Source organism: Allobosea sp. LjRoot9, from assembly GCF_964252745.1.
GTDB lineage: Bacteria > Pseudomonadota > Alphaproteobacteria > Rhizobiales > Beijerinckiaceae > Allobosea.
The window spans coordinates 22,846-42,902 of sequence record NZ_CAXUPC020000015.1 but is presented as its reverse complement, the minus strand read 5'-3'; the positions used below and the strand labels follow the sequence as shown (position 1 = coordinate 42,902).

18 protein-coding genes are annotated in these 20,057 nt (G+C 66.3%); 1 reads left to right on the top strand and 17 read right to left on the bottom strand.

The annotated features are described in order from the left end of the window. Positions 1–465 precede the first annotated feature (465 nt). The 15 genes from ACSQ3P_RS31420 to ACSQ3P_RS31350 all read right to left on the bottom strand — a co-directional run bounded on the left by ACSQ3P_RS31420 (position 466) and on the right by ACSQ3P_RS31350 (position 16,486). The gene (locus ACSQ3P_RS31420; RefSeq protein ID WP_436169339.1) at positions 466–2,049 is read right to left on the bottom strand and encodes a sulfite reductase subunit alpha; all 1,584 of its coding nucleotides are present in this window, start codon (positions 2,047–2,049) and stop codon (positions 466–468) included. Further along, on the bottom strand, positions 2,046–3,842 hold the full coding sequence (locus ACSQ3P_RS31415; RefSeq protein WP_436169338.1) for a NirA family protein: 1,797 nt from the start codon (positions 3,840–3,842) through the stop codon (positions 2,046–2,048). Before ACSQ3P_RS31415 ends, ACSQ3P_RS31420 begins: the two co-directional genes overlap by 4 nt. A gap of 151 nt (positions 3,843–3,993) precedes the next feature. Continuing rightward, positions 3,994–4,785, bottom strand: coding sequence for an ABC transporter ATP-binding protein (locus ACSQ3P_RS31410; protein ID WP_436169337.1), 792 nt, complete (start codon positions 4,783–4,785; stop codon positions 3,994–3,996). A 10-nt stretch (positions 4,786–4,795) separates the two neighbouring features. After that, positions 4,796–5,704 carry a nitrate ABC transporter permease gene (ntrB, locus tag ACSQ3P_RS31405; protein WP_436169336.1) on the bottom strand — a complete coding sequence of 303 codons (909 nt, stop codon included), beginning with the start codon at positions 5,702–5,704 and terminating at the stop codon, positions 4,796–4,798. 52 nt (positions 5,705–5,756) lie between these two features. Next, on the bottom strand, positions 5,757–8,465 hold the full coding sequence (locus ACSQ3P_RS31400) for a molybdopterin-dependent oxidoreductase (RefSeq protein ID WP_436169335.1): 2,709 nt from the start codon (positions 8,463–8,465) through the stop codon (positions 5,757–5,759). A 1-nt stretch (position 8,466) separates the two neighbouring features. Beyond that, entirely contained in the window at positions 8,467–9,696 is a 1,230-nt protein-coding gene (locus ACSQ3P_RS31395) for an NAD(P)/FAD-dependent oxidoreductase (protein WP_436169334.1), read from the bottom strand. A gap of 4 nt (positions 9,697–9,700) precedes the next feature. Then, positions 9,701–11,020 carry a CmpA/NrtA family ABC transporter substrate-binding protein gene (locus ACSQ3P_RS31390; RefSeq protein ID WP_436169333.1) on the bottom strand — a complete coding sequence of 440 codons (1,320 nt, stop codon included), beginning with the start codon at positions 11,018–11,020 and terminating at the stop codon, positions 9,701–9,703. Positions 11,021–11,340: 320 nt separating this feature from the next. Then, complete coding sequence (locus tag ACSQ3P_RS31385; protein WP_436169332.1) at positions 11,341–12,393, bottom strand: CmpA/NrtA family ABC transporter substrate-binding protein; 1,053 nt, start codon at positions 12,391–12,393, stop codon at positions 11,341–11,343. Continuing rightward, positions 12,390–12,980, bottom strand: coding sequence for an ANTAR domain-containing response regulator (locus tag ACSQ3P_RS31380; protein WP_436169359.1), 591 nt, complete (start codon positions 12,978–12,980; stop codon positions 12,390–12,392). The genes ACSQ3P_RS31385 and ACSQ3P_RS31380 overlap by 4 nt, the downstream gene beginning before the upstream one ends. A 90-nt stretch (positions 12,981–13,070) precedes the next feature. Beyond that, a complete protein-coding gene (ureG, locus tag ACSQ3P_RS31375) occupies positions 13,071–13,703 on the bottom strand; it encodes an urease accessory protein UreG (protein ID WP_069690481.1) in 633 nt (210 codons plus the stop codon). A gap of 3 nt (positions 13,704–13,706) precedes the next feature. Next, on the bottom strand, positions 13,707–14,144 hold the full coding sequence (locus ACSQ3P_RS31370) for a DUF3995 domain-containing protein (protein ID WP_436169331.1): 438 nt from the start codon (positions 14,142–14,144) through the stop codon (positions 13,707–13,709). Next, positions 14,141–14,818: an urease accessory protein UreF gene (locus ACSQ3P_RS31365; protein WP_436169330.1), complete on the bottom strand. Its 678-nt coding sequence runs from the start codon at positions 14,816–14,818 to the stop codon at positions 14,141–14,143. The genes ACSQ3P_RS31370 and ACSQ3P_RS31365 overlap by 4 nt, the downstream gene beginning before the upstream one ends. Before the next feature lie 9 nt (positions 14,819–14,827). Next, complete coding sequence (locus tag ACSQ3P_RS31360; RefSeq protein ID WP_436169329.1) at positions 14,828–15,526, bottom strand: urease accessory protein UreE; 699 nt, start codon at positions 15,524–15,526, stop codon at positions 14,828–14,830. 26 nt (positions 15,527–15,552) lie between these two features. Then, positions 15,553–15,861, bottom strand: coding sequence for a putative quinol monooxygenase (locus ACSQ3P_RS31355; RefSeq protein ID WP_436169328.1), 309 nt, complete (start codon positions 15,859–15,861; stop codon positions 15,553–15,555). A gap of 205 nt (positions 15,862–16,066) precedes the next feature. Beyond that, complete coding sequence (locus ACSQ3P_RS31350) at positions 16,067–16,486, bottom strand: winged helix-turn-helix transcriptional regulator (protein ID WP_436169327.1); 420 nt, start codon at positions 16,484–16,486, stop codon at positions 16,067–16,069. Positions 16,487–16,562: 76 nt separating this feature from the next. Between ACSQ3P_RS31350 and ACSQ3P_RS31345 the strand changes: the two genes are divergently transcribed. Then, complete coding sequence (locus ACSQ3P_RS31345) at positions 16,563–17,186, top strand: FMN-dependent NADH-azoreductase (protein WP_436169326.1); 624 nt, start codon at positions 16,563–16,565, stop codon at positions 17,184–17,186. Positions 17,187–17,211: 25 nt separating this feature from the next. Here ACSQ3P_RS31345 and ACSQ3P_RS31340 read toward each other — a convergent pair whose 3' ends face one another. Together ACSQ3P_RS31340 and ureC are read right to left on the bottom strand one after the other, a co-directional pair. Beyond that, entirely contained in the window at positions 17,212–18,189 is a 978-nt protein-coding gene (locus ACSQ3P_RS31340) for a GSU2403 family nucleotidyltransferase fold protein (protein WP_436169325.1), read from the bottom strand. A 113-nt stretch (positions 18,190–18,302) separates the two neighbouring features. Next, positions 18,303–20,039: an urease subunit alpha gene (ureC, locus tag ACSQ3P_RS31335; protein WP_436169324.1), complete on the bottom strand. Its 1,737-nt coding sequence runs from the start codon at positions 20,037–20,039 to the stop codon at positions 18,303–18,305. Positions 20,040–20,057: the final 18 nt, after the last annotated feature.

The window sequence follows — 20,057 nt, the reverse complement described above, 5'->3', positions numbered from 1 at the left end:
ACGAATCGGAGATTTCGGCCGGCCGACGCCAGGGCAATTACTCTCTGGCCAAGCGCGAACGATGCCTTAATCGTAATAATATCACAACTTCGCTTGCGGCCTGCTTATTGGCCCCGCTTGAATGCTGGAACGCTGTTTGTACCGGGAAAACGCATCGCTCAATTGATCTAGATCACGGCTTGACCGCGTTTTCTTCACGCGAATCGGGATCCACTTCGCTCGAAAACGCGAGAGGCGGATTCAGAATTCAGCTGGAATCACAAAGTGATCCCAGCTGAATTCTGAATCCGCCTCTCATCTAGAGTATTTCCGCGTTTCTCCGAATCGCGGAAATGCTCCAGCTCCTTGTTTTATCGCATTTTCTTCACGCGAACCGGTGTCCACTTCGCTCGAAAATGCTCTAAGAGTCAGAGCAGGATCAATGCGAAAAACCGGTGCCCACTTTTTCGCATCCTGCTCTTGCCCTCAATAAACATCGGCCTGATAGCGCCCGGCCTTCTTCAGCGCGGCGACATAGGCCACGGCCTCGTCCGCCGAGCGGCCGCCATGCTCGGCGACGACATCGACCATGGCGCGCTCGACGTCCTTGGCCATGCGCTTGGCGTCGCCGCAGACATAGAAATGCGCGCCCTGCTCCAGCCAGGCGAAGAGCTCGGCACCGCGCTCGCGCATGCGGTCCTGGACGTAGATCTTCTCCTTGCCGTCGCGCGACCAGGCCAAGGTGAGGCCGGTGAGGACGCCCTCCTGCTTCATCGCGTTCAATTCGTCCTCGTAGAAGAAATCCGAGGCCCGGCGCTGATGGCCGAAGAAGAGCCAATTCCGGCCCGGCGCCTTCGTCGCTCTGCGGTCATGCAGGAAGGCGCGGAACGGGGCGATGCCGGTGCCGGGGCCGCACATGATGACGGGCGTCGCGGGATTCTCCGGCAGGCCGAAGCCATGCGCCCGCTGGACATAGACCGGCACCTTGTTGCCGGGCTGGACGCGCTCGGCGAGATAGGTCGAGGCCACGCCCCAGCGCGGGCGCGTGCCGACCTTATAGCGCACTGTATCGACCGTCAGCGTGATGCGGCCGGGCGTCGCGACATGCGAGGACGAGATCGAATAGAGCCGCGGCTGTAACGGGTCGAGCGCCTCGACGAAGGCCTCAGCCGAGAGCTTTGCCTGGCCGAATTTGTGCAAGGCGCCGAGCACGTCGAGCCGGTCGAGATCGCCATCGGGATCCTCGCCCGCCGCGAGGCGCTTGGCCTTGGCGCGGGTTTCGCCGCCCGTGACATAGGAGATCAATTGGAACAGCGCATCGGGCGCCGGGCCGAGTGCGCAATCGCTGACGAGCGCCTCACGCAGCGTCTTGCCGTTGACGGGCGCGTCCGGCCGCGCGCCGAGCAGCGCGATGACCGCGTCGGCCAAGCGTGGATCGTTCTGGGCGACGATGCCGAAGGCGTCGCCGACGATGTAGTCGAGCCCGCATTCCGAGAGATCGAACTCGACATGCCAGGTCTCCTTCTCCGAGCCCTCGCCATTGAGCTTGCGGCGCGAGAGGAAGGTCGCCAGGGCCGGGTTTTCGCGCGAACGGCCGATCGGGCCCGCGGGCGCGGGCGAAGCGGCTTCCGCCATCGGCGCGGCGGGAGCGGCGCCACCCTCCTCCACCAGCGTCTTCAACATGCGCAGCGTGTCCTTGCCGCCGGGCGCGCAGAGGTTCAGGCGCGGCTCCTGCCCGGAGGCGATCGCGGCGGAGTAAGTCTCGCAGACATAGCCGCACTGGCCGCAATCCTGCTGCGCCATGGCGGCGAAGAGCTTGCGCGGCAAAGGCTTGCCCTCGGCGAGCGTCATGCGCTCCGCCATCTCCATTGCCGGATCATGCCAGGGCGCGCCGTCATCGGCCTCGCCCATCACGGCGGCATTCTCTGCAGGCGAGAGCGCGGTAACGCCGGCATTGTCGAGCGAAAGCAGGCCGGCGAAAAAGCCGTTCAACCAGGAGCGCTGCTCCTCGGAGAACGGCGCGGTCTCGGGCAGGACCTGGACGATGGGGGACGGGCTCTGCACGGTCATGCCGCGTCTCCGGTGCTCGCGACCAAGGCCTGCAACGCCTCGATCTCATGGCGGCGGGCGAAGGCGACGAAGCTTTCGTCGGGCGCGGCGCGATGAATCTGCCAGGTGCGCAGGACCGCCTCGACCAGCGCCGGAGCATCCTCGGCCCTGACCTTCTCGCGGAAGGGCCGCGCCATGCCGCCATCGACGCCATAGCCGCCGCCCACGAGCAGATCGTAGCCGGGCACGGTGTCGCCTTCCTCATTGACCGGCACCTTGGCGCCGATCAGCCCGATATCGCCGATATAATGCTGGGCGCAGGAGTGGTGGCAGCCTGTCAGATGGATGTTGACCGGCGTCTCCAGCGTGATGCGCGGCTCGCAATGGGCGGCAATGGCGAGCGCATCCTCCTTGGTGTGGGCGGCGGCAAATTTGCAGCCCGTCGCGCCCGTACAGGCGATCAGCCCCGCGCGCAGGATCGAGGTTTCGGCGGAAAGGCCGATCGCCTGGAGATTGGCAACAACATCCTCGACCTTCGCATCCGGCACGCCGGAGATCAGCAGGTTCTGCCAGACGGTCAGGCGGATATCGCCATCGCCGCAACTCTTGGCGATCGAAGCGATGACGCGCATCTGCGCCACGGTGAGCTTGCCGACCGGCAGCGCGACACCGATCCAGTTCAAGCCGGCCTGGACCTGCTTGTGCACGCCGATATGGGCCAGGCGGTCGTAAACCGGGCGCGGCTTCACCAGGCTCGCATCGACCCGGACCAGCTTGCGCCCGAGCTTGTCCTCGACCGCAGCGAGGAATTTCTCGAAGCCCCAGGCATCGAGCACATATTTCAAGCGCGACTTGTTGCGGTTGGTACGGTCGCCATTGGCAATGAAGACGCGTACGATCGCGTCGGCGACCGCGACGGCGTCAGATGGCGCGACGATGACGCCGGTGTCGCGGGCGAGGTCGTGATGGCCGGTGATGCCGCCCAGCGCCAGGCGATACCAGATTCCGGGCTCGATGGGCTGGCCTTCGAAAGCGGCGCCCTCGCCCAGCTCTATCGCCTGGAAGCCGATATCGTTGGTGTCCTCCAGCGTCGCGATCGAACCCGCGCCGTCAAAGGCGACGTTGAACTTGCGCGGCAGGCCATAAAGCGAGCGGTCGTTCAGGATGTGGTGGTGCCAGGCGCGGGCATGGGGCCGCGTATCGAGCAGTTCGAGCGGGTCGATGCCGGCCGTGGCCGAGCCGGTGACGTTGCGGATATTGTCGGCGCCCGAGCCCTTGGCGGTGAGGCCGAGATCGGCGAGCCCTTCGAGCAGCAGCGGCGCATTCTCGGCGCTGATCTCGCGGACCTGCAGATTGGCGCGGGTGGTGACATGGGCATAGGGGCCGCAGAGCTTTTCCGCGAGATCGGCGACGCCTTCGAACTGCCAGGCCTTCAGGATGCCGTTGGGAATGCGCAGGCGGCACATATAGCTGTTCTGCGCCGGGGCCACGTAGAACAGGCCGTGATAGCGCCAGCGGAAATTGTCCTCAGGCTTGGGATAGGTGCCGGCCTCGGCCTGCGCCTTGAAACGGGCATAGGCATCGAAGGGATGCTCGGCCGCCTTCCACTTCTCCTGGTCAACGAGTTTGCCGCCGCCGGCGACGATGCGCGCCTGCGCCTCCTGATGCTCCTTGTCGGGACCGGAAGGCGCAGCAGCAGCAGCGCCCGCAGCCCCGCCGAGCGGGCCGAGGCCACGCGCCGCGCGGGCGGACTGCATGCCGCTCATGAAGCCTTCGAGATAGCGCTTCTGGTCCGGGCTGAAATCGTCGCTCATGTTGGTTCTCGGTCATCCCGGACGACGCGAAGCGGCGATCCGGGACCGTCCTCAGAATGAGGCGCCGTTATTGGCGCCATACGCGTCTCGCGATCCCGCATCTGCGCAGCAGCACTTCGTGCCGCAGCGCGTGCGGGATGACCGTCCCTGCTCACGCCGCCTCGACGAAGCGGTGGCGCTCGTAGAGGAATTTCAGGACCGCCTCGCGGGCGGCGATGTAGGTGCGGTCGGCGACCAGATCGAGCCGCTTGCGCGGACGCTCGAGCCGAACGTCGAGCACCTCGCCGATGCGCGCCGAGGGGCCGTTGGTCATCATCACGATCCGGTCGGAGAGCAGCACGGCCTCGTCGACGTCATGGGTGATCATGATCATGGTGTTTCCGAGCGCGGCATGGATCTGCATGATCGAATCCTGCAGATGGGCGCGGGTCAGCGCGTCGAGCGCGCCGAAGGGTTCGTCGAGCAGCAGGATCTTGGGTTCCATCGCCAGCCCGCGGGCAATGCCGACGCGCTGCTTCATGCCGCCCGAGATCTCGGCCGGGCGCTTGTCCCTGGCATGCCCCATCTGGACGAGGTCGAGATTGTGCATGATCCAGTCATGCCGCTCGGCCTTGCTCTTCTGGCGGCCGAAGACCTTGTTCACGGCGAGCGCAACATTGTCGTAGACGGTGAGCCAGGGCAGCAGCGAATGGTTCTGGAAGACCACGGCGCGCTCGGGCCCCGGCGAATTGACCTCCTTGCCCTCCAGCAGCACCGCGCCGGCGCTCACCGGGGTCAAACCCGCGATGATGTTGAGCAGGGTCGACTTACCGCAGCCGGAATGGCCGATCACGGAGACATATTCGCCCTTTTCGATGACGAGGTTGATGTCCTTGAGCACCTCGGTCGTGGCGGTGCCGCGCTGGAAGCGTTTGTCGACATGGTCGATCTTGAGATAGCTCATCGCATCCTCCTCAATTGGTCAGGGTGCCACGGGTGACGATGGTGCCGATGAAGGCGACGAGGCGGTCGAGCACGAAGCCGACGACGCCGATGTAGATGAGCGCCACGATGATGTCGGACAGGCGCGAGGAGTTCCACGCATCCCAGATGAAGAAGCCGATGCCGACGCCGCCGGTCAGCATCTCGGCCGCGACGATGGCGAGCCAGGACAGGCCGACGCCGATGCGAAGCCCGGTGAAGATGTAGGGCGCGGCGGAGGGCACCATGATCTTGAAGAAGAACTCGATCTGGTTCAGCCGCAGCACCTGCGCGACATTGCGGTAATCCTGCGGGATGTTGCGGATGCCGACCGCCGTGTTGATGATCACCGGCCAGATCGCGGTGATGAAGATCACGAAGATCGCCGAGGGCTGGCTGTCGCGGAAGGCCGCCAGCGAGAGCGGCAGCCAGGCGAGCGGCGGCACGGTGCGCAGCACCTGGAAGACCGGATCGAGCCCCCGCATCGCCCAGACCGACTGGCCGACGAGCGCCCCCAGCAGCACGCCGACGACCGCCGCCAGGCTGAAGCCGATGGCGACGCGCTGGAGCGAGACCAGGATGCGCCAGCCGAGACCGATATCCTGCGAGCCGTTCCAGAAGAACGGTTCGGTGATCAGGTCCTTGGCTTCCGCCCAGATCTTGGTCGGCGGCGGCAGCGAGGATTGCGGGCCATGCGCGGTGAGCTGCCAGACCAGCAGGATCAGCGTGACCGTGATCAGCGGCGGCAGGATGTTGACGAGAACCGCCTTGAGCCAGGCGCCGAGCCGCTCGCGCAGCGGCTTGCCGGCAACCGCCGGCAGGGTCACCACCTCGGCCTGCACGGCCGATAATGCGACGACCTTCGCGCCCACGGTCGCGTTCTTCAAGACAGTCTGACCCATCCCGATACTCCTCTGATTGAATTGGTCCGTCGCGTCCGTCATGCCGCCACCATCATGCCGCCACCGTCTCGCGCGACTGCGCGCCGATGCGCCGGATTTCCGGCAGGCAGGAGCCGCAATTCGTGCCGGCCTTGAGCTGCCGGCCGATATCCTCGGGCGTCATCGCGCCACCGCCGGCGAAGGCCGCGCGGATCGCATTGAGGCCGACGCCGAAACAGGCGCAGACCGTGGGGCCGGGATCGGCCGCGCCATCGAGCCGGCGGCCGGCGAGCAGTGCGAGCCGGTTTTCCGGCGCGAAGCCGGCATCGGCGAAGGCGAGCTTGACCGTGTCCCAGAGCGGCGCCCGCCCGGAGGGGCCGACGAAGAGCGCAGCGATCAGCCTGCCTTCACGCGTCACGGCGCAACGATAGGCGCCGCCCTGGCGGTCGATCATCTCGGTGAGACCATCCTCACCGAAGGCTGAGCGCACGGCCGCCATCAGATCATCGACAGAGGCATCTGTCGCGAACAGGCGGCCCTGCCCGCCTTCGACCGCAACACTCGCCCACCAGCTTCCCGCCGGCAGGGCGAAGGCCTCACGCGACAGCACGAAGCCTTGCGCGGCATAGCTCACGGTCGCGATCGACGAGGGCGTCGCCTTCATCTCCGGCTGGCCGGAATGGGGATCGCAGAAGGGCTGCACGGCCGCGCCGATACGCGCATCGGACGCCGTCTCGGCCGACCAGTGGATCGGCGCGAAGAGCGAGCCAGCCGGCACGCCCTCGTCGCGCAGGACCTTGAGCACGACCGCGCCATGGGCGTTCGCGATGCGGGCGAAACCGCCCTCCTCCAGGCCGAAACGGGCGGCATCCGCCGGATTCACATGGACGCTGGGCTCGCTGACATGGGCTGAGAGGCGCGGGCTCAGGCCGGTGCGCGTCATGGTATGCCAGTGATCGCGGACGCGGCCGGTGTTGAGCAGCAGCGGAAAAGCCTCGCTCGGCTCAGCCGCCAGCGCCGGCATGGCGAGCGGCTTCATCTGGGCGCGGCCGTCGGGCGTGAAGAAGCCGCCATTGGCGAAGAGGCGCGCCGTGCCCTGCGATTGACCGGCGGGCACGGGCCATTGCACGGGCCTGAGCGCATCATAGCCGCGCTTCGTCAAACCGGCATGGGCGCCGATGTCGAAATCGCGGGTGCCGTCATTCTCGAAGGCGGAAAGTGCGGCGTGCTCGGCATAGATTTCGGAAGCATCGGCGAAGCCGAAACCGGCCGCGAAGCCCAGCCGCCTGGCGATCTCGCAGATGATCCACCAATCCGGCCTGACCTCGCCCGGCAGGGGCAGGAAGGCGCGCTGACGCGAGATGCGGCGCTCGGAATTGGTGACCGTGCCGTCCTTTTCGCCCCAGGCGGCGGCCGGCAGGATGAAATGCGGCTTGGCGGCGAGCGTGTCGTTGGAGAGCACGTTCTCGGAGACGATGAAAAGGTCGAGCCCCTGCAGCGCCGCCATGACATGGTCGGCGCGCGGCAGGGAGACGGCCGGGTTGGTTGCCATGACCCAGAGCGCCTTGATGCGCTTGTCTGCCACCGCATCGAGCATGGCGACGGCCTTCAAGCCTTCATGCTGCGCCATGTTGGGCGCGTTCCAGAAACGACGGACGCTGTCGATCTCGATAGCCGAGTAGCCCATATGGGCGGCGAGCATATTGGCAAGCCCGCCGACCTCACGCCCACCCATGGCGTTGGGCTGGCCGGTCAGCGAAAGCGGCCCGCCGCCGGGACGGCCGATGCGGCCGGTGGCGAGATGGCAATGCAGGATGGAGGCGACCTTGTCGGTGCCTTGCGCCGACTGGTTGACGCCCTGGCTCCAGGCCGTGACCACAGCAGGCGTGCCGGCCCAGAGCGCGTAGAAGGCTGCAATGTCGGCCGGGCTCAAGCCGGTGCGCGCGGAGACGGCGGCGATGTCGGGCGCGATGCCGCGCGCATTCTCCAGCACGGCCTCGAAACCGCTGGCGTGGCGCGCGAGATAGGTCGCGTCGGTCAGGCTGTGCTCGGCGAGATGAACGAGCAGCCCTGCGAACAGGACGCTGTCGGAGCCCGGCTTGAGCTGCAGGACGAGGTCGCAATCCTCGGCGGTGGCCGTCACGCGCGGATCGATGACGACGACCTTGGCGCCGCGCTCGCTGCGGTTCTGCTGGATGCGACGGAACAGCACCGGGTGGCACCAGGCGGTGTTCGAGCCGACCAGCACGATCAGATCGGCGCTGTCGAGGTCCTCGTAATTGCCCGGCACCGTGTCGGAGCCGAAGACGCGCTTATGGCCGGCGACCGTGGAGGACATGCACAGCCGCGAATTGGTGTCGACATGGGGCGAGCCGATGAAGCCCTTCATCAGCTTGTTGGCGACGTAATAATCCTCGGTGAGGAGCTGGCCGGAGAGATAGAAGGCGACGGCCTCAGAACCCTCGTGCCGGATGATCGAGCGGAAGCCCTCGGCAACCGCATCGAGCGCAAGCTCCCAGGTGACACGGTCATAGCCGCCCGCCGCATTGCGCTTCAGCGGGTGCAGCACGCGGCTGCCCAGGCCGAGCGTCTCACCGAGCGCCGAGCCCTTCGAGCAGAGCCGGCCGAGATTGGCGGGGTGGGCGGGATCGCCTGCGATCGCCGCACCGCCTTTGCCGTCCGGTGTTGCCAGAACGCCGCAGCCAACCCCGCAATAGGGGCAGGTGGTGCGGATCGCCGGATCGGGAATGCCGGGGCCGAACGAGGCATCGTCGATGCGCATGTCAGGCAGCCTCCCTGATGCAGTAAGGCTCGCCGAAAGGCAGATCGGCGCGGATCGCCGAGATCTCCTGCCCCGAGCGGATCAGGCCGAGATAGAACAGGGCGCCTTGCGTATCGCCGACGAGGACGCAGCCCGCGAGCCTGCCCTCGCGCAGCACGAATTTGCGGTAGATGCCGGCCTTGGGATCGCGCAGCACGAGGATCTCGGCGCCCTCGCCCGCCTCGAACTCGCCGGCCGAGAAGACGCCGACGCCGCTGACCTTGAGATTGGTCGCAAGCAGCGAGCCGGCGTAAGCGGCCTCCACCCCTGCGGATTTCTGGCCAGCAAGCCGCATCGCCAGCACGCGTGCCTGCTCATAGGCCGGCTCGACGAGGCCATAGACCTGGCCGCGATGCTCGGCGCATTCGCCGATCGCGAAGACATCGGCATCCTCGCTCGCCATCGCATCGTCGACGACGATGCCGCGATTGACGGCGAGCCCCGCCGCCTTGGCGAGATCGATGTTGGGGCGCACGCCGATGGCGATGACGACGAGATCGGCGGGGATGATCGTGCCGTCCTGAAGCTCGACGCCCTCGACCTTGTCCGTGCCGACAAAACCCTTGGTCGCGCTGCTCAACCTGACATCGATGCCGCGCGCCGTGATCGCGGCCGCGAGCAGGCCCGCGCCCTCGGCATCGAGCTGGCGCTCCATCAACCGATCGACCAGATGCAGCAGCGTGACCTTACCGCCGGCCTTCGAGAGACCATAAGCAGCCTCGAGCCCGAGCAGGCCGCCGCCGATGACGACGATGCGCGCACTGCGCTGCGCATAGGCCCGCATCATTCCGACATCGGCGGTGTCGCGGAAGGTCGCAACGCCCGGCAGATCGCCGCCCGGGAAAGGCGGCTTCAGGGGCTTGGAGCCGGTGGCGAGGACGAGCTTGCCGTAAGGCAGGGCCAGCCCGTCCTCCAGCGTGACCGTCCTGGCCGCACGGTCGATGCCGGCAACCGGGCGGCCATAGATCATCGAGACGCCGCGCGCGCGCCACCAGGCGGCGGGCTTCAACTCGATATCGGGTTCAGCGATCTCGCCCGCCAGCAATGGCGAGAGCAGCACCCGGTTATAGGCAAGCCGGCCTTCCGCGCCGATCACCGCGATGGAATAGCGACCGAGCGCGCGCTGGCTGAGCTCGTCAACCAGCCGCGTCGCGGCCATGCCCTTCCCCACGATGATCAGCGGCTCGGCCATGCGATCAGGCGACCCGCTTGATCTTGAGCGCCTTGAGATAGTCCAGCGGCGCGGCGGGATCGAACTTCACGCCGTCGAAGAAGGTCTCGACGCCGCGCGAATCCGCGGTCGGGGCCCCAGCGACGCCGAGCGTCTTGGCGGCCTCGCGCCAGAGATCGGCCCTGTTGGTCTTGTCGACCAGGGCCTTGATGTCGATCGTCGGCTCGAACTTGCCCCAGCGGATGTTCTCGGTGACGAACCAGCTGTCATGGCTCTTGAAGGGATGGGAGACCTCGCCGCCCTGGCCCCAGAACTTCATGTAGAGATTGGTGCCCTTCACCTCGCGGCCATTGCCGTAGTTGATGTCACCCTGCAGGCGCTTGTTGATGTCGGTGACGGGGACGTTGAACCATTGCCGGCGCCCAACGATCTCGGCCAGCTCCTGGCGGTTCTCCATCTTGTCGGCCCAGATCTGGGCTTCCATCACCGCCATCAGGATGGCCTGCGTCGCCTTGGGATTGGCGTCGACGAAATCGGCGCGCATGCCCAGGATCTTCTCGGGATGCTTGAACCAGAGTTCGCCGGTGGTGAGCGCGGTGTAGCCGATGTTCTGGTTGACCAGTTGCTCGTTCCAGGGCTCGCCGACGCAGAAGCAGTCCATCGTGCCGACCTTCATGTTCGCCACCATCTGCGGCGGCGGCACGGTGATGACCTTGATGTCGGTGTCGGGGTCGATGCCGCCGGCGGCGAGCCAGTAGCGGATCCAGAGATCATGCGTCCCGCCCGGGAAGGTCATCGCGGCGGTGAGCTCCTTGCCGGCCGCCCGCTTGCGCTCGAAGGCCAGCTTCAGCGGCGAGGAATCCTTCTGGACGTTGAGGTCCTTGTATTCATTCGAGACCGAGATCGCCTGACCGTCCTGGTTGAGGTTCAGCAGCGTGTACATCGGCAAAGGCTGGCTGTTCTGCATCACCTTGCCGGTGCTGTAGAGATGCGTCTTCGGGCGCAGGATATGGCCGCCATCGATGCCATTGTTCTTGAAGCCGAGCGCCATATTGTCGCGCGTCGCGCCCCAGGAGGCCTGCTTGGCGATGTCCATGTCGGGCAGGCCGTATTTGGCGAAGAGGCCCTTCTCCTTGGCGATGATCAGCGGAGCGGCGTCGGTCAAAGCGATGTAGCCGAGGCGCGTGCCCTTGAGCTCCGGCCCCGCGGCTTGCGCGAAGGCGCCCGACGGCAGCGCAAGCCTCGCCGCACTCAGCAAAGCGGCCGCGCCGGAGAGCTTGAGGAGCTGGCGGCGGCTGGCGGCGGTTTTCGCCGGCTTCACCCTGGTCTCGACTGTCTCGGTCATCGATCGCCTCTCTGCTGGACTTAAAGCTGGGGTCTGGGTCGAACTCGTCTGCGCCGCCAGAACGAAAAACGCCGCGCGAAAGCACCTGGGTGAGGCACGTTCGACAGCGGCGTTGCTGTGCGTTTCGATCTGAAATAGGGCGCGGGCAGCCTTGGCCGCGTTACACCAACACAAACAAGGATCGTGCCAACCGGTTCAAACCGAGGCAATTCTTAGAATTTCAACAGCTTAGAGGTAACGGGCCTCTGCCGGCCGCGGGCGCGGCGCCCTTTATTGCGCCGCACAATTCAACCGCAGTCGCACAAAAAATGCGCAAATCTTCAAGGGCGATCGGCGCTGCCCGCAAAGAGAGCAGGCCGGAAGACGGCCCTGGCTTGCTCGGTCATCTCCGGGCTGCGGATGATCTGGCCGGCCTGTTCCATGCCTGCGAGAATCCAGTCGGCATGCTCGGGATCGGGCCGCAGCGCCTCGCGGTCGAAGCGGATGAAGCGCTCGACCTTGCGGGGCGGCCGCCCCGCTCCCTGCAGCAACTCCCCATGCAGCACCGGCTCCAGGATATCGGCGGGCAGCGCGAGCCGATCGGGCTTCGACAGATGCATGGCGAGGCGGCCGAAATTAGCGGGCTGGCAGGCCCAGTCGCTCGCCCGCAGGATCGCGGCGTTGAGCTTCGAGACCGCAGCCGCGCGCCGCTCCGCATCGTCGGCGCGCCAGGCCAGCACCTTGTCGGGGCAGTTGCGGCGCAGATCGACGCTGCAATGGACCATGGCGCCGATGCCTGCAGCGACGGCGGCCGTGTTCCAGGGCGCGCCCGCACAGAACCCGTCGACGCGCCCGCTGGTCAGCGCCTCCACCGTCTGCGGCGGCGGCACGACCTCGAAGCGGATGTCCCGGCCGAGGACGAGCCCGGTCTTGGCCAGCCAGTCGCAGAGCAGGTAGGTATGGCTGGAGAAGCCGAAGACAGCGGCAAGCGTCAATGGCGGCAGGCCCGAGGCCTTGCGGCGCTCCACCATGGCGGCGAGCGCCCGGGCGGAAATGGCGGTGTCGGCCATGTCGCCCTCGGCGAGCCGCGCCAGCTCCTCATAGCGGCGCACCGATAAGGTGATCGCCGCGCCGTCGAGGTTGAGCGCCAGCGGCGCCGCCATCGGCGCCTTGACGCCGCCGACGCCCAATGTCGCGGCAATGGCGGCCGGCCCCAGCATATGGGCGGCGTCGAACAGCCTGACATTGAGCTTGTCGCGCAGGTTCGACCAGGAGACCTCGCGCACCAGCTCGAGATTGAGGCCCTCCGCCTCGGCAAAACCCTCGTCCTTCGCCAAGGTGACGAGGGCGCAATCGACCAGCGGCATGAAACCGACGCGTAAGTGCAGGGTCATTTCAGCACCTCGGCGGCTGTGATGATGGAGCGCGCAATGTCGACGAGCTTGCGCTTTTCGTTCATCGCTGTGCGCCGCAGGAGCGCATAGGCCTCTTCCTCGGGCAGGCCCTTCATGCGCATGACGATGGCCTTGGCGCGGTCGATCGTCTTGCGGTCCTCGAGCTGCGAGCGGGCCTCGTCGAGCTCCTCGCGCAATTTGCGGAAGGCGTTGAAGCGGCTGATGCAGGTCTGCAGGATCGGCTGCATGCGCTCCTTCTTCAGCCCGTCGACGATATAGGCGGAGACGCCGGCCTCGACCGCAGCCTCGATCGAGGCCGAATCCGACTGATCGACGAACATGGTGATCGGCCGCCGGACATGGCGGCTGACCAGGAACATGTCGGCAAGCGCGTCGCGGCTGGGATCCTCGAGGTCGATGACGACCACGTCGGGGTCATGCAATTCGATGGCCGCGACGAGCCCGTTGGTCGCGCCGATGCGGACGAGATCGGTGAAGCCGGCCTCGCGCAGGCCCTCATCGATGATGGCTGCGCGCACCGGATTGGCATCGACGATCAGGATTTTCAGGTCTGGTCTCATGGTCAGCAAGGAGGCGCCGGCATTCCACCCACAGGTGTTACGCCGGTGTCGACGAGCTGGAAAGCCAGCAAGAGTCAGGCCAGCGGCCGCGATGCCTCACGCAGCAGGAGCAGCCCGGAGCCCGCCTGCGGTCTCGATGAAGTCGACCACCGCGTCGACCCCCTCGCCCGCCTTCGTATTGGTGAAGACGAAGGGGCGCTTGCCGCGCATCAGCCGCGAATCCCGGTCCATGACCGCCAGATCCGCGCCGACATGGGGGGCGAGATCGGTCTTGTTGATGACGAGCAGGTCCGAGCGGGTGATGCCCGGCCCGCCCTTGCGCGGGATCTTCTCGCCGGCGGCGACGTCGATGACGTAGATTGTCAGATCGGCGAGCTCGGGCGAGAAGGTCGCGGCGAGATTGTCGCCGCCGGACTCGATCAGGATGATGTCGAGATTGGGGAATTTGCCACGCATCTCCTCGACCGCCGCCAGGTTGATCGAGCAGTCCTCGCGGATCGCGGTATGGGGGCAGCCGCCGGTCTCGACGCCCATGATGCGCTCCTGCGGCAGCGCACCCGCCACCGTCAGCAGGCGCGCATCCTCCTTGGTGTAGATGTCGTTGGTGATGGCGCAGAGATCGTAAGTGTCGCGCATGCGCTTGCAGAGCACCTCCATCAGCGCGGTCTTGCCGGAGCCGACCGGGCCGCCGATACCGACGCGCAGGGGGCCATGGGGAGAGCGTGTCACCGATCACAATCCTTCGAAGAGCAGAGCCGCGTAGCCCGCGGCGATCGCGAGGCATAGAGGCGCGTAGTAATGTCTGTCGAGCGTCGCGAAAGGTTCGAGCGCATGCTTTCGCCGCCAGGCCGGCACATAGCCCGCGACCCCTCGTAGCAAGAACACGGCCATGATCGCGAGGCCCGCGCCCATGATCAGCAGGCGGGGCGCCGCGCCCGCGAAAGCCCCGGCGAGCAGCAACGGCCAGAGCGCCGTGACCGCGATTGCGGCAGCTACAGTGATGGACAGGAGCGGCGACGGCATGCGCTTCAGCCTCGCATCGCCGACGACGGTGCTGACGAGGCCCTGCTGGGTCGAGGCCGGCCAGAGGCCGCCCAGCCCCCAATAGAGATGCAAGCCTGCGATCACGGCCAGTACGAACGCCAAAGCCGTCGCGACCGCCATGATCATGAGCGGAACAGCCGCGAATACTGGGTCTCGTGTCGCAAAGATGCGAGGTCGGAGCGCAGCGCGCAGCCGCCGAGATCATCGAGCGTCGCCGTCTCGGCTGCGGCTGCAGCCTCATGCAAGGCCGGCACGAGACCGGCCGTGATGCGCTGCCCATCGGTCTGGCCGACAATGCCGAGCCGCACCGAGGCCGAGACGAGGTTGGCGACGAAGCCGAGCCCATAGGCCTCCAGTGACGGCCGTAGCGGCAGGTCATGGCCGGCGGCCGCCACGCCGACAGCGATGGGATAGGCGATATCGCCGTGCCAGATGCTGCGCAGATGCTCGATCGCATCACACGGCCAGGCGGCGCGCACCGCTGCGATGAAGGCGTTGCCCTGCGTCACCGTTTCCAGCCGGCGCTCGGCCGAATTGGCCAGCGCCAGGGCCAGCTCCGCGGTCTCGACCAGGCCGGCATCGTCGCCAGCTTCCACCACGCGGCAGGTGTTGGCGAACAGGATCAGGTCGTTGCGCAGCGAGCCGTGGACGATGAGGGCCTCGAGCCAGTCCCGGAGCGTCGCGGCGTCATGAAGATCGCCCGCCTCGAAAGCCCATTCCAGCCCATGCGAATAGGCGAAGGCGCCGACCGGGAAGGACGGCGACAGCCAGACCATGAGCGGGAGATGCGCGGACGACATGAGCGGCGCTCAGTGGTCGTGGCTGTGGCCCTTGTGACCATGCTCGGCGCCATGCTTGTGGCCGTGGTCATGCCCGCAGCCGCAGTCGTCACCGTGAGCATGCGCGGCGTGGTCATGAGCCTTGTGGTCATGAGCCTTGTGATCATGGCCCGCATGGTCGTGCCCGTGATCATGGTGGGCGTGATCATGGCCGGCATGGTGGTCGTGCCCGCAGCCGCAAGCATCCGCCGCATGAGCGTGCCCATGCTCATGCCCGTGATCGTGATGGTCGTGGCCGTGGTCATAGGCGCCACGCTCGGGCTGGAAGGGGCGCGTCACCGCGTTCATGGCGCAGCCCTGGCCGCGGATCATCTCCGCCAGGACATGGTCGTTCTCGATATAGATCGCGTCGCCGCTGATCTCGGCCGGGGTGTGGCGGTTGCCTATATGCCAGGCCAGCCGCATCAGGCGCAGCGGGTTCTCGGCACGGATCTCGAGCAGGCTTTGCGCCGCCGCCTTGATCACGACCAACCGGCCGTCTTCGAGCCTGACCGCGTCACCGTCTCCAAGCGCGGTCGGCTTGTCCAGGTCGAGCAGGATGTCGAGCCCGCCATCGCCCTTGAGCGCGAGGCGGCGGCGGTTGCGATCCTCATGGTCGAGCGTCAGCGTCTCGACGATCTTGTCTGCTTTGACTGCAGCCTTGCGAACGACGGAGGTGGCACGCAGCATGATGTTAAACCCGTGACGATGGTGGATCAGAGGCGATCGATGGATCGCGGTTCGACCACTTCGATCACCGGAGGGGCGCTGACGCAAGCCCCTGCGACATTGAGGAAGGCGATGAGATGCGGCGCGGCCATGTGCCGATCGATGTCGGCGCGTGTCTCCCAATGCTCGACGGTCAGGAAACGGCCGGGCTCGGTGAGGCTCTCATGCATGTCATAGGCAAGGCAGCCCTGCTCGCGGCGGGTGGCGATGATGCAATCATGCGCGGCAGCGGTGAATTTGGCGCGCGCCTCGGCCAGCACCTGCGCCCGGGCGATGACGATAATCGGATCGGACATGCGGCCTGAAGCTCCGGAACGATCGAGGGTTGCCTGATTCCCCGATTACATCTCGACGTTGTATCCGGGCGCAACAGCGCAAGCTGCATGGTTGACCAAAGATTAACAAAAAAGACGCGCCAAAGCCTTGCGCAAAAAAGTGGCGGCCGGTCTTTCGCAGGAGCAATGCTCGCATTCGGGCGTTTCCGTCCGAACGCGACGTGATCTAGCGCCCGGCCATGCCCACTGCTGCGATCCTGCGCGGCTGCTCCTCGCCTATGCCGGCGCGCTTGTCGAAAGCCTTCTGCGCCCGGCTGATCTCGCCATGGTGCTCATAGGCCCATAGGCCGAGCGCCTGGACCGGCAGCCAGAGCGAGCGACCGAGATCGGTCAGCTCATAATCGACGCGCGGCGGAATCGTCGGGAAGACGGTGCGGTTGACCAGCCCGTCGCGCTCGAGCCCGCGCAGGGTCAGGGTCAGCATGCGCTGCGAAATGCCGTCGACCATGCGCTTGATCTCGTTGAAACGCCTGGGACCATCGCCGAGCAGGCGAACGATCTGGACGCTCCATTTGTCGCCGATGCGGGCGAGAATTGGCGCAACGACCCGGCAGTTCTCAGTCACATGCGTGTGCCCTTGTTCCAAAAATGTGCCTCCTTGTCGTGGTTTAGTCAGGCTCGTACATAGCCTCAGTATCAAACATATACCAGAGAGGCTCCCTATGAAACTGCTTCATCTCGACTCCAGCATCCTCGGCGACAACTCGGCCAGCCGCGAGGTTTCGGCAGCCATCGTCGCCCGCCTGCGCCAGGCCGATCCGAGCCTCGACGTGACCTATCGCGACCTTGCCGCCGATCCCGTCCCGCATCTTTCCGGCGCCTATCTCGCCGCAGCCGCCGGCGCGCCGGGCAGCGAGGCGCTCCAGCAGGAGGTCGCCACCAGCACGGCGATCATGGACGAGTTCCTCGCCGCCGATACCGTCGTGATCGGCGCGCCGATGTACAACTTCACCATCTCGACCCAGCTCAAGGCCTGGATCGATCGCATCGCCGTCCGCGGCAAGACCTTCAGCTATTCGGAGAACGGCCCCCAGGGCCTGGCCGGCGGCAAGCGCGTCATCATCGCCGTCGCACGCGGCAACATCTATTCGCCAGGCGCGCCCGCAGCGCCGAATGATTTCCAGGAGCCCTATCTACGCGCCCTCTTCGGCTTCATCGGCATCAGCGACGTGGAGTTCGTCCGTGCCGAGGGCATCAACTTCAGCCCCGAGCACCGCAAGGCCGCGCTGGCGAGCGCGCAGGAAACCGCCGCCGCGCTCAAGCCCACCCTGCCGAAGGCGGCGTGAAACCCACTCCGTCCTCGCCGCCTGCTTAGGCCAAAGCGGCGATCTGAGAGAGGGATCGGTCGATCGGTCGCGCCCAACCGTCGCGGCCGATCGCACGCGCTTCGTCCAGTGCGTCCTGCAGCTCGAACGGCGCGGCCTCCCGCAATGCCGTGACCAGCGCCGCCGCCTGAGCGAGGTCCTTGCGGCTCTTGGCGGCCTCATGCGCCCCGCGCTTCTGCGCCAGAATGAGCTTGTGCACCGCGAAACGCGCGGGGCGCGGGAGCGAGACCGCCACGCCCGCGCCATGCAGCGCGACGGCTGGAACGGGCTCCTCGATCAACCAGTCGAGATGCTGCAACGGAACGGCTCCCGCAGCGAGCGCCTTGAGCGGCATCGGATTGCGATCAGAGCGTCGCCGCTGCGGCGTCAGGAGATCAACGACGAAGCTCTCGGCATTGCGGAAGCGCGCCGGCGGAGCCCTCGGATCGAGCCCAGGCAAGCCGGTGAAGCTAGCATCGGCCCTTTGCAGGATCGCGATCATGCTGTCTCCCGCGATCTCGCCATCGAGCGCGAGGTCGGCGGTGGCGAGATCGGCATCCTGCGTCATCACCGTGGCGGAGGGCAGGATCGCGCCGAGAAGCGGCGGATAGCATTGATAGGCCGCCGTTCCGACCAGCACCGCGCCGCGCCGGAACAAGCCGGCATGGGCGACAGCATCGAGCACCTTGCCGAGCGTCGCCGTGGGTCCCGGGATAAGCCGCCGCAAGGTCGAGACAAGCCGGCGCCGCTCCTGCCGGCGCGCCATCTCGGCTTTCGCCGCCTCGGCGCGGGTGATGACGGCGGGATCGTCGGCGCGGCCGAGATGCTCGACCGTGCGGCTTGCGCCGACCCAGCGCTGAAGGCGCAGATAGCTGATACCGCCGACCGTCGTGGCGACGACCGTCGCCTCGTCGGACGACGCCATCCCGACCTGCTGCTGCAGATCGGCATAGAGCGTCTGGATGTTGAGCGGGATGCGCTGCATGGACACTTAGTAGCACAGATTACCATTTGTGCTACTAAGTTGACCTATTATCGAGAAGCCCATCCCGTCCGGAATGCTTCGCTGCGCTCCTCGCAATGACGGAGCGGCGGCTCTCAGAACAGGAAATAACGCTGCGCCAGCGGCAGTTCCTTGGCGGGTTCGCAGACCAGCAATTCGCCGTCGGCCACCACGGCATAGGTCTCCGGATCGATCTGGATGTCGGGCGTGGCGTCGTTGTGGATCATGCTCTTCTTCGAGATGCCGCCGCGCGTGTTCTCGACCGCGACCATCTCCTTGTCGGTGCCCAATCGCTGCTTCAGACCGTTGGCGATCGCAGCCTGCGAAACGAAGACCAGCGAGGTCGAGGTCACGGCCTTGCCGAAAGCGCCGAACATCGGGCGGTAATGCACCGGCTGCGGCGTCGGGATCGAGGCGTTGGGGTCGCCCATCGGGGCTGCCGCGATCATGCCGCCCTTGATTATCATGTCCGGCTTGGCGCCGAAGAAGGCCGGCGACCAGATCACGAGATCGGCGAGCTTGCCCACGGCGATGGAGCCGATATGGCGCGAGATGCCATGCGAGATCGCCGGGTTGATGGTGTATTTCGCGACATAGCGCTTGGCGCGGAAATTATCCGCCCCCGTACCGGCATCCTCCGGCAGCGGGCCGCGCTGCAGCTTCATCTTATGGGCGGTCTGCCAGGTCCGGGTGATGACCTCGCCGACGCGGCCCATGGCCTGGCTGTCTGACGACATCATCGAGAGCGCGCCGAGATCGTGCAGGATGTCCTCGGCCGCAATCGTCTCCTTGCGGATGCGGCTCTCGGCGAAGGCGAGATCTTCCGGGATCGAGGGCGAGAGGTGGTGGCAGACCATGAGCATGTCGAGATGCTCGTCCAGCGTATTGACCGTGAAGGGCCGCGTCGGATTGGTCGAAGAGGGCAGCACATTGGGCAGCCCCGCCACCTTCATGATGTCGGGCGCATGGCCACCGCCCGCCCCTTCCGTATGGAAGGCGTGGATGGTGCGGCCCTTGAAGGCCTTGATCGTATCCTCGACGAAGCCCGACTCGTTCAGCGTGTCGGTGTGGATCATCACCTGGACATCGTAATCGTCGGCAACCGAGAGGCAGTTGTCGATCGCGGCCGGCGTCGTGCCCCAATCCTCATGGAGCTTGAGCGCGCAGGCGCCGGCCTCGACCATCTCGACCAGCGCGCCGGGCAGCGCCGCATTGCCCTTGCCGGCAAAGGCGAGATTCATCGGGAAGGCGTCGGCCGCCTTGATCATCTGGCCGAGATGCCAGGGGCCGGGCGTGCAGGTCGTAGCCAAGGTGCCGTGCGCCGGGCCGGTGCCGCCGCCCAGCATGGTGGTGAGGCCGCTCATCAGCGCGTCCTCGATCTGCTGCGGGCAGATATAATGGATATGGCTGTCGAAACCGCCGGCCGTGATGATCTTGCCCTCGCCCGCGATCACCTCGGTGCCGGGGCCGACGATGATGGTCTCGGACGGGTTGAAATTGCCGAAGCCGCTCTGGATGTCGGGATTGCCGGCCTTGCCGATGGCGCAGATGCGGCCCGCTTTGATGCCGATATCGGCCTTGACGATGCCCCAGTGGTCGAGGATCAGCGCGTTGGTGATGACGGTATCGACCGCACCGTCAGCATTGCGGACCTGGCTCTGGCCCATGCCGTCGCGGATGACCTTGCCGCCGCCGAACTTCACCTCCTCGCCATAGGTGGTGAAATCACTCTCGACCTTGATGACGAGCTCGGTATCGCCCAGGCGCACCGTATCGCCGGTGGTGGGGCCGAACATCGCGGCATAGGCGTTGCGTGGGAAGGGAAAGGGCATGGGGGTTCTCGGATCCCT